14 protein-coding genes are annotated in these 15,304 nt (G+C 58.1%); 9 read left to right on the top strand and 5 right to left on the bottom strand.

Features of this window, described 5'->3' with window-relative positions; genetic code table 11:
* Positions 1 to 327 precede the first annotated feature (327 nt).
* A complete protein-coding gene (locus V1289_RS41330) occupies positions 328 to 522 on the top strand; it encodes a hypothetical protein (protein ID WP_334405045.1) in 195 nt (64 codons plus the stop codon).
* 521 nt (positions 523 to 1,043) lie between these two features.
* Positions 1,044 to 2,123: an IS630 family transposase gene (locus V1289_RS41325; RefSeq protein ID WP_074278633.1), complete on the top strand. Its 1,080-nt coding sequence runs from the start codon at positions 1,044 to 1,046 to the stop codon at positions 2,121 to 2,123.
* A 1,165-nt stretch (positions 2,124 to 3,288) separates the two neighbouring features.
* On the opposite strand, the gene V1289_RS41320 is transcribed toward V1289_RS41325, so the two are convergent.
* Entirely contained in the window at positions 3,289 to 3,444 is a 156-nt protein-coding gene (locus V1289_RS41320; protein ID WP_334405041.1) for a hypothetical protein, read from the bottom strand.
* Positions 3,445 to 3,564: 120 nt separating this feature from the next.
* Between V1289_RS41320 and V1289_RS41315 the strand changes: the two genes are divergently transcribed.
* Positions 3,565 to 3,693, top strand: a complete 129-nt coding sequence (locus tag V1289_RS41315) for a hypothetical protein (RefSeq protein WP_334405039.1) — start codon at positions 3,565 to 3,567, stop codon at positions 3,691 to 3,693.
* A gap of 877 nt (positions 3,694 to 4,570) precedes the next feature.
* Here V1289_RS41315 and V1289_RS41310 read toward each other — a convergent pair.
* From V1289_RS41310 to V1289_RS41300, 3 genes are all read right to left on the bottom strand, one after another.
* The gene (locus tag V1289_RS41310) at positions 4,571 to 4,936 is read right to left on the bottom strand and encodes a hypothetical protein (protein ID WP_334405037.1); all 366 of its coding nucleotides are present in this window, start codon (positions 4,934 to 4,936) and stop codon (positions 4,571 to 4,573) included.
* A gap of 142 nt (positions 4,937 to 5,078) precedes the next feature.
* Complete coding sequence (locus V1289_RS41305) at positions 5,079 to 5,312, bottom strand: hypothetical protein (RefSeq protein WP_334405035.1); 234 nt, start codon at positions 5,310 to 5,312, stop codon at positions 5,079 to 5,081.
* Between the two features lie 128 nt (positions 5,313 to 5,440).
* On the bottom strand, positions 5,441 to 5,683 hold the full coding sequence (locus tag V1289_RS41300; protein WP_334405033.1) for a helix-turn-helix domain-containing protein: 243 nt from the start codon (positions 5,681 to 5,683) through the stop codon (positions 5,441 to 5,443).
* Between the two features lie 221 nt (positions 5,684 to 5,904).
* On the opposite strand from V1289_RS41300, the gene V1289_RS41295 reads away from it, so the two are divergent.
* A complete protein-coding gene (locus tag V1289_RS41295) occupies positions 5,905 to 6,051 on the top strand; it encodes a hypothetical protein (protein WP_334405031.1) in 147 nt (48 codons plus the stop codon).
* Between the two features lie 485 nt (positions 6,052 to 6,536).
* Complete coding sequence (locus tag V1289_RS41290) at positions 6,537 to 6,803, top strand: hypothetical protein (RefSeq protein ID WP_334405029.1); 267 nt, start codon at positions 6,537 to 6,539, stop codon at positions 6,801 to 6,803.
* 976 nt (positions 6,804 to 7,779) lie between these two features.
* Here V1289_RS41290 and V1289_RS41285 read toward each other — a convergent pair.
* A complete protein-coding gene (locus V1289_RS41285; protein ID WP_334405027.1) occupies positions 7,780 to 8,877 on the bottom strand; it encodes a hypothetical protein in 1,098 nt (365 codons plus the stop codon).
* 153 nt (positions 8,878 to 9,030) lie between these two features.
* On the opposite strand from V1289_RS41285, the gene V1289_RS41280 reads away from it, so the two are divergent.
* From V1289_RS41280 to V1289_RS41265, 4 genes are all read left to right on the top strand, one after another.
* Complete coding sequence (locus tag V1289_RS41280; protein WP_334405025.1) at positions 9,031 to 9,360, top strand: DNA-binding protein; 330 nt, start codon at positions 9,031 to 9,033, stop codon at positions 9,358 to 9,360.
* A 482-nt stretch (positions 9,361 to 9,842) separates the two neighbouring features.
* Positions 9,843 to 11,555: a TolC family outer membrane protein gene (locus V1289_RS41275; RefSeq protein ID WP_334405023.1), complete on the top strand. Its 1,713-nt coding sequence runs from the start codon at positions 9,843 to 9,845 to the stop codon at positions 11,553 to 11,555.
* 250 nt (positions 11,556 to 11,805) lie between these two features.
* A complete protein-coding gene (locus V1289_RS41270) occupies positions 11,806 to 14,016 on the top strand; it encodes a type I secretion system permease/ATPase (RefSeq protein WP_334405021.1) in 2,211 nt (736 codons plus the stop codon).
* Between the two features lie 25 nt (positions 14,017 to 14,041).
* Entirely contained in the window at positions 14,042 to 15,289 is a 1,248-nt protein-coding gene (locus tag V1289_RS41265) for an HlyD family type I secretion periplasmic adaptor subunit (protein WP_334405020.1), read from the top strand.
* The last annotated feature ends 15 nt before the right edge of the window (positions 15,290 to 15,304 follow it).

The following is a 15,304-nucleotide window of genomic DNA, read 5'->3' as shown; positions in this document are numbered from 1 at the left end:
CTGGTCTCCCGACAGCCTTTTGCCCTGATGCCCCAGCCTCAAGAACCAGACCATGCGCGTTTCGCGAGGGAGCGCCTGCGCGGTGGAAACTGAAAGAGGCCGCCAACTGAGGCGGCCTCTTTGCTCACTCCACATCGTCGCGGGAGTTCTCGAAGCGCGCGACATGGCCTCGGTTGCGCCACGAAGAAGGCGGCGAGGCTCGGCAAGCCCGGCCGCTGATGGGCTGGTCCCGCGAGTTCGACGACCCCGTACCGGGTACCAAGACGCTCAGGGACGCCGCAAACTACGAAGGCTGAACAATGAAGCTGAGAGTGCGTCTCATCAAGATTGTTGCGCTACACTGAACAAGCTAAACCACACTGGCAATCCGCGGCCGAGGCCGTGCTGATGGCGGCGGAAGATCGAGGACCGCTATTGCACGCGCGCGTCGGAATGCTGAGTGAGGGCACTGAACCACGGAAAGAAGATCCGGCGATCAAGCAGCCTCAAAAGCGCGCCGAGGCCTACAAGATACTCAAATGAACAGCTGGGTTGCCGTGCTGGCAATGAAGCGCGGCAAGTCGGTGGACTTCACGGGCTATTGGCAGCGGCATATTGCCGACTGAGACCCTGCCTGCCGGATCGGCGCCGGAAGTTTGTAGTAATCGAGGGCGGCAAGACCCAATCAGGCGGGCGAATAGGCCCGCAGCCCAAGGAGATCGCAACGGCGGCGCGCTGCATCCTCGCCGCCAAGGCGACCTAACACCTCAACAGCGCCATGCTTACTATCAATTTCCGACACGTAGAGGTAGTATCCAAGTCCGTTGAGAGCGCTTGCGGCCAAATCGCCTCACTCTGGCCCGGAATCTCCAAATAGCAGTGGCCCTATTTTGAATCTGCGAGTGGCCAAAAGAATCGGCCCCAGTACGCAGGGGCGTGCGCGCTGGGGCCTTTGAACCTGAAATGGACGCATACAGAGCAACAAACCAAACCTAGTGGATCAAATCTGACATTTGAATCCCCTGGGGGATTCCCGAGCAGCCGATTGCATGCGAATCTGGCGCATGCGAACCGGTATTTCGATCATTGTTACTCCGTCCGACCGTTTCCGTTTGGAGGCGCTCGTGCGGGATCGCAACGTGCCGCAGAAGCAGGTGTGGCGGGCTGAGATCGTCTTGTTGAGTGCAGACGGGCTCGGCACCAATGAGATCATGCACCAGACCGGCAAGTCCAAGACCTGCGTCTGGCGCTGGCAGGAACGCTTTATGCAAGAGGGCTTCGAGGGTCTGCTGCGCGACAAGACACGCCCCGCGCGCATTCCGCCACTCGGAGCGGACGTTGCAGCACGCGTGGTGGCACTCACACAGACCGATCCGCCAGGAGAGGCCACGCACTGGACCGCAACCATGATGGCGAAGGAGGCCGGCATCAGCGCCAGCTCGGTTCAGCGTATCTGGCGAGCGCACGGGCTGCAGCCGCATCGCGTCCGGCAATTCAAGCTCTCGAACGACCCCAACTTCGTCGAGAAGCTGCATGACGTGGTGGGGCTTTACGTCAATCCACCCGAGCATGCCATCGTGCTCTCGGTCGACGAGAAGAGCCAAATCCAGGCGCTCGATCGCACCCAACCGGGCCTGCCCCTCAAGAAGGGGCGCGCCGCCACTATGACACACGACTACAAACGCAACGGCACCACTACCCTGTTTGCCGCCTTCGACGTGCTCGAAGGCAAGGTCATCGGACGCTGCATGCAGAAGCATCGGCATCAGGAGTTCATCCGCTTTCTCAACCAGATCGAGGCTCAAGTCCCAGCCAAAAAAGCGGTCCATGTCATCCTCGACAACTATGCGACCCATAAACACCCGAAGGTGCGCAAATGGCTCGATCGCCATCCGCGGTTCACCTTCCATTTCACGCCCACCTCGTCATCGTGGCTCAATGCCGTCGAAGGCTTCTTTGCCAAACTCTCCAAACGGCGCCTCAAACGCGGCGTATTCCGGTCGGTCCGTGAACTCAAGGCCGCCATCAACCGCTTCCTCGACCAAACCAACAATGATCCCAAGCCCTTCACTTGGACCGCAGATCCAGACAAAATCGTCGCCGCCGTCAAACGAGGGCATCAACTGTTGGATTCGATCCACTAGAACTTGGCTATCCACACGGGTGCGGTCTGGATTAACCCGTTCGGATTAGGGCAGTGGCCTGTTTTATCCTCAATGGTCTATGCCAGTGGGCTAGTTCAGTTTAAGTGCGCAACTGGGGGCATGGCGAATGGAGATATTCAGGGCTGAGAAAATTGGAGAGATTGAAGGCAATTCAAGGCGGGAATGCCGCATTTGCGGTGCCACGCTGAAGTTAATCAGGACCGTGCACTTCCCGGACAGACAGGCGGTCATTCGAGCGTTCGAATGCGATTGCGGAGAGCGTGTTTGGGACGAGTAAGGCCGCCTCAATTGGCGGCCTCTTTCAACCGCCGCCGTGCTGGCGCGGGTCGTGTCCCCAGTGGTGGTGTAGCTCGGTAGAGCAAAGTCGCCCGTACGCGCGCCCTCAAATAGCGCCGTAGCGGACGGGCGGCTTTGCGGTGGTCACCGGCGATTCGCCGGTAGGATCGGGTTGCGACACGGCAACGCCGCCTAGCGATCATACTCCGCTTGAGCGGCGTTGTGCGTTGTGCGTCGCAGCGGTTGAATTTGCTGTTCCGTCAGAGGGCGCGCTGTTACGCTTTGGCTTAGCGCTCGCGCCTGCTGCCCGGAGAGAGCGCCATTTGGTTAGAGACCTTTTTAGCTCTACCCATTCCCCGTCCGGACCAGCCCCTCCGGACGGGGATTTTCGTTTGTACCGATCCGGATGAAGGTCGCCCTTACCCGACCTTTCGACGGGGCCTTTTTTGCATCGTTGTCATTAGCCGCGCCAACCGGGTCACGCGGCGAAGACTATCCGCAAAACGAGCGCCGGGAGATTGGTGTCGAATGTTGAAGACAAGTTTCCGAAGGCGTCCGAGCAAAATATCCCTCCGTTATGAAATCAGTATTCAGAAACACGGCATATTCTAATCGGCGCGGGACACCGGTCAATGTACGAATCAATCGCTGGGGGCGCCGACAATCTGGACGCCCTTCCCTCATGGTTCTTGAGGCTGTGCTGGATGCCCCCGTGCAGATGCCTGCACGGCACCAGGCAAAAGAAAAACCCGCCGGCGTGAACCAGCGGGCTTCTATTCGTCATGCCGGTTCGCGAACCAGGGTCAGCAACGCGCGGCTGGGACGCGGTTCGCGGCTCGCGATAGCTGCTTCAACGCGCTTCTGAAGATTAATAGAGACTGAAGCTCAACAAGTTTGCGTCAATCGCGCGCATCTGAAAAATCTCTTTATCTTCATCAGCCCCCCACGTTTCGGCTGACCGGATCGCTAGCTCGATCATCATCTGGATGTCGAAAAGTACCGAGTGCATCTGATTTTCGCCCATCAACCCATGCTCCCCTGTTGCCAATCCTGCGTTCCGACTTGCTCATGCAAGCCGTCTGCATCGCCGATGCCGGATTCGGCGGGGTCTTGCTCCAAGTCGCGTCGATCGCCTGCCGCGCGGTTGGTCGCCCTTCCCGTCAAGGCTGCCCGTCGACGGCTCGGCGTCGCCGCCGTCTTCGCCATCGGCACCGTCCTCGTCATGCTCCGGCTCGGCTTCAAGGTCGTCGATGCCCTGATCGTTGCCATATGATCGCGCCACAGCAATCGTCCAGCCGAGCGACGGTTCTAGATCCGGGTCGATATCGGTGGCGTCTAGGAATTCAAGTAAGCGGTCGATCTCGTTGCGTGCCCTCTCCCTCAGTCTGCGGAGCCGCTTGAGCGCTCTCTCGCGGGCCCGCTGTTGGGCCGCCAGTCCCGGGGAAATCGATTCCTCAGTTTTGGACGTGTCTGTGGGTGCCCATAAAGCGACGAAACAGTTTGGTGCGGCGGGCGAAGCCATTTTCCCCGACCCACGAAAACACCCAGAAACAGATTAGTCGCACGCTTCAACTTATGACTTAACAACGGAGTTCGGTCATGTGGGCACTTCTGAATATTCTCTACCGCGAATATTGCCGGGCGCGTTTAGCCGAGATCCGCAAATTTGGTCCTGCTGTCTGACGCATCGGAGGCAACCGCCATGCAAAACGAAAACGAACACCTTCATTTTGATGAATTAGCAGAGGTCTTAGAAGGTGCCCAACTTCGGCGGTCCGCTGATTTTGGCGAGGTGGTTAAGGGAGTTCTTTCACGAGCGACGCGAGGAAGGAATGGCCCGCACTGCACGGCACACAAAATGGCCTCCGGAATCAAAGCGAAGCCTGGCGACACAACTTATCCAGAGCATATCCACAGGCTAGAAACAGAAAGTCCTGCTGGGACGCCAACGACTTGCTGCGCACGAACTCACTGGCAAGAAAACCTGCCGTCGTGAACCGGCGGGCTATTGCCTGTGCTAACTGGGCGCTCAACCTGCCACGATTTTTGTCGACAACACCTTGTGAGCCGTTCAAAGCCCTGGCCCTAGACAAGCCAAAGCAGTGAGGCCGCCTCAGTTGGCGGCCTTCTTCCTTTCGAGGGTGCGCGGATCACCAGTACGGATTCACACGATATGGGCGCGGCAACTCGCCCCGATAGTAGACAACTCCCGGTCCAACGACCCGCCGGTGTCGAAAGCGATAGTTGGACACATCGACAGAGATCGCCGTGACGTCGCCGCCAGTGTAGGCGGGATACTCGTAAGCAAAAGCGTAGCTGTCGTATGCCGGCGGACCATATTCACCGTAATAAACCGGACCATTATCGTAAAAGCCGTACCCGAGTGGGTATGCCGGGGTAGCAAGCCCTCCAGTTCCAGTCCGTGCTTCGCCGGCCAGCGCCGGTCCCGATACTGCGACAGCACTGAGCCCGAGTGCGGCGGCCGTTGCCACAGCAAGCGCAGTCTTTTTCATCATGCTTACTCCTCCTAAGGTGTGACTGCCCGGGCGATCAAACCTTGATCGCCCCCAATATGTTATCCACTCTTTGGTCACGCGGTAACTAGAATCCCTGTAAGAGAAGACGCGCCGGGGCGAACCGGCGGGCTTCTTCATAGGCTCAGCCGTTACGCCTGCGAGGTGGCGCGCTGCAGCGTTTCCAACAGGGCGCGATGGAGGAAGTAGAACCAAACCCACGATCTGTCTGCCCCTCCTCGGCTTCCATGCGATCCGGCCAGAGATAGCCGGCATCGACGTGTTCGATCGCATAGGCGAGCAGCGCCGCCGCCCCAGGCAAAGAAAGGTTGTCGGTAGACACCAACTCGCCGACAATTTCGTCCGTCTTCTGGATCATATCGACCCACCGCTTGGTGAAGTCGATCCACCGCGGTCATCGGTCTCAACGATCTTCAGATCAAATCCCCAAGAGGTGCTCTTCCTCTTTTCGTCCGGGATGATGTCCACCAAGCGTTCCTCTGGGCCTCAATGGGCGTCCAGGTCCTTGGCGGCCTGCTTATGCGCCTCGATCAGCGCGAAGACTGGATCAGTGCCAGCGCCTGCCAAAGGCCAGGCAAGCCCGGCCACTGCCGCCCGCTTGAGATTGTCCTGGATCGTGCTACGCGCCACCCCGAGCGTGCGTCCGATCTCCCGGGCGCTCACCCCGTCACGGGCAAGCCGGAACATTTGTCGTATCTGTCGGATGGTCAGTTCTCTCTTGGCCGGCATCCGATTTCCCCCGTTGATCAACGAGGGACTTGATGCCTGAGGGACTGACCCAAACGAAAACGCCGACCTTCTCAGAAACCTGGCCGGAAATTGATCGGAATGCCGGCCGGCTTCATTTCGGAATGGTGGCCGGCTTCAAATCGGAACGGTGGCCGGCTTCACGTCGGAATACTCGGCCGGAATAAATCGGAATCCGCATCTATGGCGATCGGCCGGAGCTGGTGGCGAAGCTATCCCGGGATGCCCTATTCACGCTGTCCGCGCTGTCGCTGCCGGCAAGCACCCGGCCGGAGGTCGAGCGCAGGCTGGAAGCCGGCGAGCGGGTTACGGCTGGCGCAATATTGAAGCTGCGGGCCGCGGCAGTTTGAGCATTCCCACCAGCCAACTCACATACACAGCCTCGGTGCGCATTCCAGGGAGGCCGAGTGCGCGCAAGCGATCGACGGTGGGGTGAATGAGCATGCTGATCTCTCCTGATCAATTGATCAATTGTAATAGTTGCGGCCACGGATGTTGGTGTGGAAGAGGATGGGCGCCTCCTCGGCGGGAGGAGTAGCTTTGTCAGTGCCGTTCCTGAGGATGGCGGCGACCGATTTGTACGAACGGGCGTTGAGCAGGAGGGCCCGGGCACAAGCGGCATCGACGCGTTCCTGGCCGTACGCTTGACCAGCCCGAGAATGCCGATGGCTGAGCGGAAGCCCTGTTCCGGATGTGGCCGCGATCGCTGGATGACGTCGATTAGCGTCTGGGCATCGGGATCGACCTTGGCGGCTTCCGAACGAATGCGCTCAAGGGTCCAGTCGCGATAGCGGCGATGTGAGCTCGGCATATGCTCGGGAATCGTGGTCGGGCGATGCGGCAAGGTGCTGCGCAGATGCGACGCCACCCGCTTGCCGCGGAGAAATATCTCGACGGTCTTTTGGGTGATGCGGGCCTCAGCCCCGCGCAGGGCTTCGCCATTGCCGCGGCCGACACGATTGCCGGGGATATCGGACCGACGGGACTTTTCTTGACCGCAGCCTTTGGCTGGCCAGCGGACTTCAAAGCGGCGATCTCATCATCATCGAGCGTGTCCTGTCGGAGGCTGGTGGAAAGCCGTCGGCCGAGCTCACCGCTTTGATCTTACCGGCGATCGATCGAGCTCTGAGCTCGGAGCGCTACAAGGATCCGAAGAGCCAGGCCCGTCTGCGGGGGACGTGCTTCGATGCGGTGGGCGACCTTGGAAAAGCCGCACCGGCATATGAGGAAGCGCTCGCCCGCGATGCCAAGGTCGGCGTGAAGAGGCGCCTGGATCAGATTCGAAAAGCCGGCGTCCGATAGGGCGCGATCCCCGGGGCAAGGGTGTTTGCCACTCGGGGCAGCTTAGGAACGTAGCACCCCGCTATGACGAATTCCGATCTTATTGCATTCCGACGTTGCCCGCGCGGGCAGACGGAGATTGTATACACTGGTGAAGTGATCGTCTCCGGCAGCCATCGCCAAGACAAATACGAATTTCTCCAAGAGCAATGGGACCAGTTTATGCAGCGGTCCGACTGGCGTGGCGAGGCCAGTTTTCGGACCACTGGATCCTGCGTGTCAGAAAAACAATGATCCCTGCTGCTTGGCGAATATGTGATGCGTTGTAATCCGCTCAAGAAACTGCTCGGGCAGAATGCGTTCGACCACTGCCAGAAACGCTTCGATCATGACTCGCATATGACCGACCATGCGCCGGGGCAATGCTTGTACCACTTGTCATTGCCGCAGAAAAATGGCGCGTTGCGCGTTATTGTGGGGACTTTAAACGTCTGAGCCGGTCTCCCTGAGACGTCCCGTACAGGATAGCGTTCGGCTGAAGCGTATCGACAATTCGCCGCCGCCACCAAATCCACGTAGGTAGACAACGTTTGTTAGAAATCTATCCTGTCGCAGACTGATAAGCATTTGCTCGAAACCTATTCAGTTCGCAAAGTCGGGTGCCGCCGGTCCATTCTGGCGTTTCTTGGGAGTCCAGCCATACGCACGAATAGCTGGCTGGGGCGGGAGATTTTGAATGGCGGAATTACCGCCATTCAGACAGTTCGTCGCTCAAACTTCAGGCTGTCGCACCGCCATCAGCTAATTTGAAAGCATTGCTGGTTACTATCGATCTCTGCTTCGAAAGCATTTTCAGGGGTAGTCTCAATTTCAGGCTTTTTCGACAGCGCCGAGCTCCTATCAAATTTGCGAGCCTTGGTACGCACGAGCGGCAGCCGTGCTTGGTCAAAACGCAGCATCTTCTTTGCCCGCCGGAATCCGTGGCGACGCCTGCCGTAGTGTTCGCCCGCCGTGCGATCACTGGCGTGATTAACGATCACGGCAATCTCCGCGCAGGAAAATCCGCTGGCCTTCAGGCACGAAATCGCAAAATGTCTGAAAGTATACGTGCAAACTCTTTTTATTTTGCAGTCCTTGCAGGCCCTCGCAAGGCGGGCGTTGATATTATTGTGGAGCTTTGGCAATCCACCGTAGTACGCTTCCCACCTTTGGATATCACCAATCCATTTATCGAGTTTGGAAATCAGGGACACGCTCTTGATAAGCCCCGACTTCTCGAAGTAGGCACTAAGATCAATTTCGCAGTTATCCTTCAGGCCGCGGCCGTTGGTATGCTTTTCAGCGCCGGCGCGGATAAAATAATCCTCGCGCTGCACCATAAGCATTTCGCCCGGACGCCATCCAATACGCGTGGCAAGAATTATATATCCAACGATCCAGAGCGAGAATTCATCGCCCCTGGAGCGGAAATAGCGGATGAGCTTGCGGAGTTCGGACACGGGGATCGATTTACGAGGTTTGTTCCTCTTTTTCTTCTTGACCGCCAATTTCTGTTGGTGGGCGATCAGTTTAGCTTTTTCAGACTTCTTGGGATTGACGAAGGGGCTCGGCCTGTCTTTTTTCAGCCGTCTGACGAGCAACGCTTCCTCGCTGTCGGGATCGAAGCAGTCATACTCCAACATCTGTCCCATCTCCTGCTCGAGCGCGTTGGCATAGAGCCGGATGGTGTTGCGAGCCCACCGAGCGTGCCCATTCAGAAACCAGTGCACGGTCTGGACGAGTGGCACCTGCGGCCCGTCGCTAGGGTTCTCGCACTGGCACTGGGCGACAAGCCTTCCAGTCTCGCGTTCGTAGGCAGCAATCGTTTCGGGGCTTCTTTGAGCGCTTGCTGGCATGCTCTGTATCCTCCCGTTAGTCGATGCGCCAACTAACGACGGCCAACGGTAAGAGGGAAGCAGCTTGTGTGAGAGCGGTTGACGCTTTCCGGATTGCGGCGATCATGAGGAGGCGGGCACCTCAGCCCGTGTCAGATGCGAAAGGAGACCAAGATGTCCCAGATCCAGGGCTATGATGCGACGGTAGAGGCTGCAAAACGGGCACTCGAAGCAGCGCAGAATGCGCTGTCGCGGGACGTCGGGCAGGCAATTGGGACTGCCGGCTGGAGCTTCCTGCGGGACAAATGCGATGTGATCGCGCTTGTCGACGTGGTGCGCGAGCTCGCCAACCAGCCGGACTTTGTCTGCAAGTTACACGCTGCTGCCGACAAGGTCCGCGTCCAACAGCCGCAGCGTGGCCGTCCGCCGAAGTCGAACGGCGCCACGACCGACTCGGAAAAAGTCGCACAGCCGAACGGTGGCGCCCGCGCCACCGAGACCTAGCGTTTCCGATCTGCGTAAGCGATCCGATCGACCTTAACGGCCATTGCTGAGGGTTTTACTCACATTTAACATTGATACATCCCTCGATGCGTAACAGTGATCGGTCAAGACTAGGAATCACAAGGATTTACCGGGAATGTGGTAGCGAGAGACTCGAACCCCCGACTCCAGGATTATGATTCCCGCGCTTTGGGGATTCTGGCTACGGCCTCTTGAAAAGATCGAAACGTTCGAACGAATTCTGCTTAAATATCTAGAACGGTTTAAGGATTGCTAGAGATATCAATGGGTTTCAGCAAAACATCCTAACTGCCATAATACCTATCTCCAGACGCCAACGCTCCACATTCACAACTTGAAAAGGACGCTAAAGGTTTAGCGGACGGGTGTGACTAAAATGTCATAGGTGAATCCCCTGCTGTTTGTTAGGTTCCCGTACAACCTGGGGTCTATTTCAAATTTTTTGATGGTGGGGCGCGCTTATGAAGTTTGCTTATTTGGCAACGGCAAGCCTGCTCTTGCTGGCAAGCCCAGCCAGAGCCGAGCTGTTTTCGATTAACGATGCCCTGCGACAGACTATGCTGACTAATCCGGGCGTCGGCGAGGCCTCGGCGAATCGCCGGGCGACCGAAAGCGAACTTCGACAGACCCAGAGCACGTTGCTGCCCCAGGTGCGTATTGATGCCAGCTACGGACCGGAAAAGTTCGACCAATCGCCGGGGGTGATTAGCCCGTCGTTGCAGGTACCGACTTTGGGATCCGGACCGTGGCGGAATGGCAGTCAAGAATCGGTAGTTGTTCGACAATTGCTTTTTGACGGTTTCGCTTCGATCCACGATGTTTGGCGTCAAACGGCGCGGGTTGATGCTGCCGCTTCTCGCGTCAAAGAACGGACCGAACTGCTGGCGCTGGACGCCGCCGAAGCGTATGTCGATGTCGTCCGCTACATTCGACTCGTTGCTCTCGCACAGCAAAACGTTGCCAACCACGAGAAGATTTTCTCTAACGTGAATTCCCGCTTCTCGGGTGGTCGAGCGGGCGAGGGTGACTTGGAGCAATCGAGAGAGCGCGTGGAAAACGCTTACGCATCCCTCGCGGAATTCCAGCGAAGCCTCGATGACGCCCGGGCGAAGTACCGAAAGGTGGTTGGCCTGGAGCCGGTCAATCTTCGTTTCCCGGGTCCTCTCGGAGGGATGCCTGGCAGCCGCGACGAAGCTTTGGCGGTTACCTTGAGGTTCAATTCGACGATTGCGGCGGCTCAATCCGACGTCGATGCCGCCAAACATACGTTTCGGATGACGGATGGTTCGTTCGTCCCCAAGTTCTATCTTGAGGGACGAGCAACGCACTACGATAACGCCTTCCCCTATGTCACTACTCCCAGCAACCCCGCCGTTACCCATGAGGACTACAGCGGCAAAGTGGTGATGTCCTGGGACATCTTTCGTGGCGGCCAGGATGTCTGGAATCGCTCGGAGAAGGCCGAGCGATTTACCGAAGCGACGATGCGCCACGCCAGATTGCAGCGCGACGCGTATGAATCGATCGATAAGGCATGGAATGGCCGCACCATTACGGCGACGCGCATCGCGGCTCTAACCCGCCAGCTTGATGCCGACAAAAAGACCATTGCGGCCTTCCAGAAAGAGTATGAACTGGGCCAGCGTTCCCTGATCGATCTGTTGAACGCCCAAAATCAGTATTTCAACGCGGCAGTCTCGCTTACCTCGGCGCGGGCCGTTGTAGTCTTCGCGGACTACCAGTTGCTAGCCTCAATGGGTACCCTGATGGAATACCTGAAGGCACCTCCTCCGGTTGACGCGGCGCCGGTCGACACGCTTCAGTTCGGCCTTCCTGCATATAAGCTACCCACTGTTCGCGTTAAACTGCCGCAAACCGGTTCTGAGCCGCTTCGCGTGGACACTCCTGCCATCCAGGCGTCAGCCCGGCCGGCTGCGGCCTACGCTGCGCTCGAACCCACCGGGGCTGGTTTCAAGGATCGTTGGCCCAGTTCTTCGTCAACGGCCAGCGTGCCCGGAGCGTCTGAATGGATTGCACAGCAAAAAGGTGGCAACGCCGACCAGCCGACGGTGATCTATGGCAACACCACCGGCGCCGAAGCCAGCTCGTATGCCGCCACGGCACCGCAAGAGCCGCATTGGCTGTCATCGGTGTTCTCCGCCATCCAGAAATAGGGCTGGCGGACCGGAATATCGAGACTTTAGCGCGTACTCAAGACAAAGGGCCACTAAAACGGGGGCCCTTTTCGTTTTTAAATTAACTGTCCAACGAAAATTCGGGATTAAGCGAATGATTTCGTTCGCTTTTCATTGTATTCTGAGGCACTTGGCCTGCTAATTTTTTGTCACTTCCCTTTAATGATCAAGGACTTCCAAATTGTTATTTCGAACTCCCAGATCAGCTCCGGCAACCGGCCAACCGCCGATGGATGAGCTGGATTCCGAACCTGCCAAGCCCAACCGGATTAGGACTCTTGGCGATGACCCCCTGTCCGCTTCCCTGACATATCTGGCTGCCTATCATGGACGCGCCGTAAGTCGCGAAGCCTTGCTGGGAGGGCTCCCTATCCTCGACGGAAAGCTGTCGGTCGCGCTTTATGACCGGGCAGCCAGACGCGCCGGTCTCGAAACCGAGGCTGTCAAACGGAATATTGCCGATATCCCTGCGCTGGTCCTGCCTGCCGTCCTGATTATGAGAAATGGGACGGCCTTGATCCTTCTGGGGATCGACGACGCGGACAAGAGCGCCAAGGTCCTGGATCCGACCGTGACGCCAAGCGTTGCGCGGGTGGCTCCAATCGGGGCTATCACTGCCGACTATACGGGCTATGCATTTTTGGTTAGGGCCGCCGCCGAGGCCGATGCACGCGCGGTCGCCGCGGGGGATATTCCCCGAAACCATTGGTTCTGGTCGGTAGTTAAGGTGCACTGGCGCAGCTATGGGCATATTGCTCTTGCCGCCTTCCTGACCAACATGCTCGCTTTGGCTACCCCACTATTCACGATGAGTGTCTATGACCGGGTCGTTCCGAATGGCGCGATCCCATCACTGATTGCCCTCTCGATCGGAATGGGTCTCGCCATCGCGTTCGACTTTTTGTTCCGCATGGTGCGAAGCCGGATGATTGACGTCACCGGAAAGACGGTAGACGTGGTTCTTGCGGCCAATATCTTCGAGCATGTGATGGCCGTGAAAATGGCGCAGCGGCCGCCTTCGGTCGGCATCATCGCCAATCAACTGCGCGATTTCGATTCGGTGCGCGAGTTCTTCACCTCCGGCAGTGTGGTTTCGGCAACCGATTTGATCTTCGCGGTCCTGTTCATCGGGGTTCTCTTCACTATCGCAGGACCGTTGGCGTGGATTCCGCTCGTCATGTTGCCAATCATGATGCTGATCGGTTTTGTCCTGCAACGCCCGCTCGATCGCGCGATGAAGCGCCTGCAAGCCGAATCGGCAGCTCGTCACGGCGTTCTCGTCGAATCCCTGTCCGGCATCGAAACCGTTCGCGCAACCGGCGCTGAAGCCCGCATGCAGACGGCTTGGGAGCGTTCGGTCGCTGCTACCGCACGATCCGGTGAGGATGTGCATTTCTGGTCCTCGCTATCATTGACGAGCGCCAACGTCGCCCAACAGATTACCAGCCTCTCTCTGCTGGTAATCGGTGTCTTTCTCATCCTCGACGGCAAGCTCACGGTCGGGGCGCTGGTCGCGGCCAACATGCTGGCGGGCCGCGTCCTTGCGCCGATCGCGGGGATTGCCTCGGTGATCACCCGCGGAACTCAGACCTTAGCGTCGCTCAAATCGATTAATCGCATCATGTCGTTGGAGCGCGAGCGATCGCCGCAGCGGGCCTACGTTGCCAGAAAGATCGACGAAGGCCGGATCGCCTTCGAGAATGTCAGCTTTGCCTATCCGGGGGCCCCCGGCAACGCGCTGGAAAAGGTCTCATTCAAGATCGAGGGCGGTGAACGGGTCGGCATCATCGGACGGGTCGGATCGGGCAAGACCACCGTCGGGCGTCTGCTTCTTGGCTTCTACGAAGCTAAAGAGGGCCGCATTCTGGTCGATGGCGTTGATTCCAGGCAATACGATCCCGCTGATTTGCGCACCGGAATTGGCTTCGCAATGCAGGACACCGATCTCTTCTTCGGAAAACTGCGCGACAACATCGCACTCGGCAAACCCGAAGCGACCGACGAAGAGATTCTTAATGCGGCGCGCCTGTCAGGCGTCGAAAGCTTCATCGCCGGCCATCCGATGGGATACGACATGCCTATCTCCGAGGGCGGTCGCAGCCTGTCGGGCGGCCAGAAGCAGGCCATAGGTCTTGCCCGCGTGCTGATCAGGAAGCCCAAGGTGCTGTTCCTCGATGAACCGACTGCCCATTTTGATATCCGAAGCGAAGCCGAATTCCTCGAGCGATTGAAAGCCATTCGCGGCGAACAAATGACCATTATCATTTCGACGCATCGTCTCTCGCTCCTCAACATGGTCGACCGGCTGCTGCTGTTTGATAATGGCCGTCTGGTCGCTGACGGACCTCGCGACAAAGTATTGGCGATCTTGCAAGGCAAGCCCCTGGCAGCTGCCCCCGCTCCCTTGCAGGAGAATACGATACAACCGAAATCGGCATAGACGGCAACCAGGACGCGGAATCTCAATGGCCTCCTCTGACTTTGCCTTTGCGAACGACATCCGGGCGGCAGCGGCCCTGCGCACACCGCGCACCTCGCGCATGCTGCTGTTCTCGTTCCTCGCTCTTCTTACGGCGTTTCTTCTATGGGCGCATTTTGCGGTACTGGACGAAGTCAAGCGCGGCAATGGCCGTGTCGTGCCTTCACAACAGACCCAAGTAGTCCAGAGCCTTGAAGGCGGTATCGTCGGCACGATCCTGGTGCAGGAAGGCGCCATCGTTCAGCAGGGACAGTCCCTGATGCGGATCGACGACACGAAATTTGCCTCGGAATTCGGCGAAATCCGTGAACGACGCGCGGCGATGGCGGCGCGGGTAGCTCGGCTTGAAGCTGAAGCTCGGGGACGCAGCGACGTGGTGTTTCCGGATCAACTGGATCAGGTGGTGCCGGCCGCGGTCGCAACGGAAACCAGCGTCTTTAAGATGCGGTCGCAAAAAGTGGCCCAGGATATCGATGTGCTGAACCAGCAAGTCACGCGGCTCACCGGAACGCTCAAGCTGCTCGACCGCGAGTTGGCTCTAACCCGCAAGCTCTACGAACAGAAGGTGGTACCCGAAATAGAAATGTTGCGACTAGATCGGCAAGCCACGGAAATGAGGGGGCAACTCGCCGAGTCTCAATCCAAGATCGCTAATATCACCGCCTCTTTCCGTTCTCAGGCCGATGAAGACCTCGCAAAGTCGCGCGGGGACCTCGCTGTTCTCGACGAAAACATCAAGTCTGCGCAAGATCGGGTGCGACGGACTGATCTGAAATCGCCGGTACACGGCATTGTTAACAAATTAAACGTTACCACGGTCGGCGCGGTGGTGCAGCCGGGCGCCAATCTGATGGATATCATTCCGCTCGATGATTCATTGCTGGTGGAGGGAAAGATCCGTCCGCAGGACATCGCCTTTATCCGTCCCAGCCAGGACGCCGTCGTGAAGATCTCCGCCTACGATTCTTCGGTTTACGGTTCCCTAAAGGGCAAGGTCGAACGCATCAGCGCCGATACGATCGTCGACGACAAGGAAAAAACCGAGCGTCCGGAAACGTTTTACCGGGTCATGGTGCGGACCGAAAAAAACCATCTCGGCACTGAGGAAAAGCCATTGCCGATCATTCCGGGAATGGTTGCTACCGTCGAAGTCCTGACCGGCCACAAATCGGTTCTCGACTATCTCGTCAGGCCTGCGCGCACCCTGCGCGACGACGCCCTGCGCGAGCATTGAGCTCGCGGTTCGGTT

The sequence above is a fragment of the Bradyrhizobium sp. AZCC 2289 genome (genome assembly GCF_036924615.1).
In the GTDB taxonomy this organism is placed as follows: domain Bacteria; phylum Pseudomonadota; class Alphaproteobacteria; order Rhizobiales; family Xanthobacteraceae; genus Bradyrhizobium.
Note: the sequence above shows the minus strand (reverse complement) of the source record. Positions and strands in the feature narration are given on the sequence as shown.

What these genes read in the sequence shown, in the direction of transcription:
- V1289_RS41290 (WP_334405029.1), top strand. Translation starts at nt 6,537, where the DNA reads ATGCGGCAAGGTGCTGCGCAGATGCGACGCCACCCGCTTGCCGCGGAG.
- V1289_RS41305 (WP_334405035.1), bottom strand. Translation starts at nt 5,312, where the DNA reads ATGATCCAGAAGACGGACGAAATTGTCGGCGAGTTGGTGTCTACCGAC.
- V1289_RS41280 (WP_334405025.1), top strand. Translation starts at nt 9,031, where the DNA reads ATGTCCCAGATCCAGGGCTATGATGCGACGGTAGAGGCTGCAAAACGG.
- V1289_RS41285 (WP_334405027.1), bottom strand. Translation starts at nt 8,877, where the DNA reads ATGCCAGCAAGCGCTCAAAGAAGCCCCGAAACGATTGCTGCCTACGAA.
- V1289_RS41320 (WP_334405041.1), bottom strand. Translation starts at nt 3,444, where the DNA reads ATGGGCGAAAATCAGATGCACTCGGTACTTTTCGACATCCAGATGATG.
- V1289_RS41325 (WP_074278633.1), top strand. Translation starts at nt 1,044, where the DNA reads ATGCGAACCGGTATTTCGATCATTGTTACTCCGTCCGACCGTTTCCGT.
- V1289_RS41310 (WP_334405037.1), bottom strand. Translation starts at nt 4,936, where the DNA reads ATGATGAAAAAGACTGCGCTTGCTGTGGCAACGGCCGCCGCACTCGGG.
- V1289_RS41300 (WP_334405033.1), bottom strand. Translation starts at nt 5,683, where the DNA reads ATGCCGGCCAAGAGAGAACTGACCATCCGACAGATACGACAAATGTTC.
- V1289_RS41270 (WP_334405021.1), top strand. Translation starts at nt 11,806, where the DNA reads ATGGATGAGCTGGATTCCGAACCTGCCAAGCCCAACCGGATTAGGACT.
- V1289_RS41265 (WP_334405020.1), top strand. Translation starts at nt 14,042, where the DNA reads ATGGCCTCCTCTGACTTTGCCTTTGCGAACGACATCCGGGCGGCAGCG.
- V1289_RS41275 (WP_334405023.1), top strand. Translation starts at nt 9,843, where the DNA reads ATGAAGTTTGCTTATTTGGCAACGGCAAGCCTGCTCTTGCTGGCAAGC.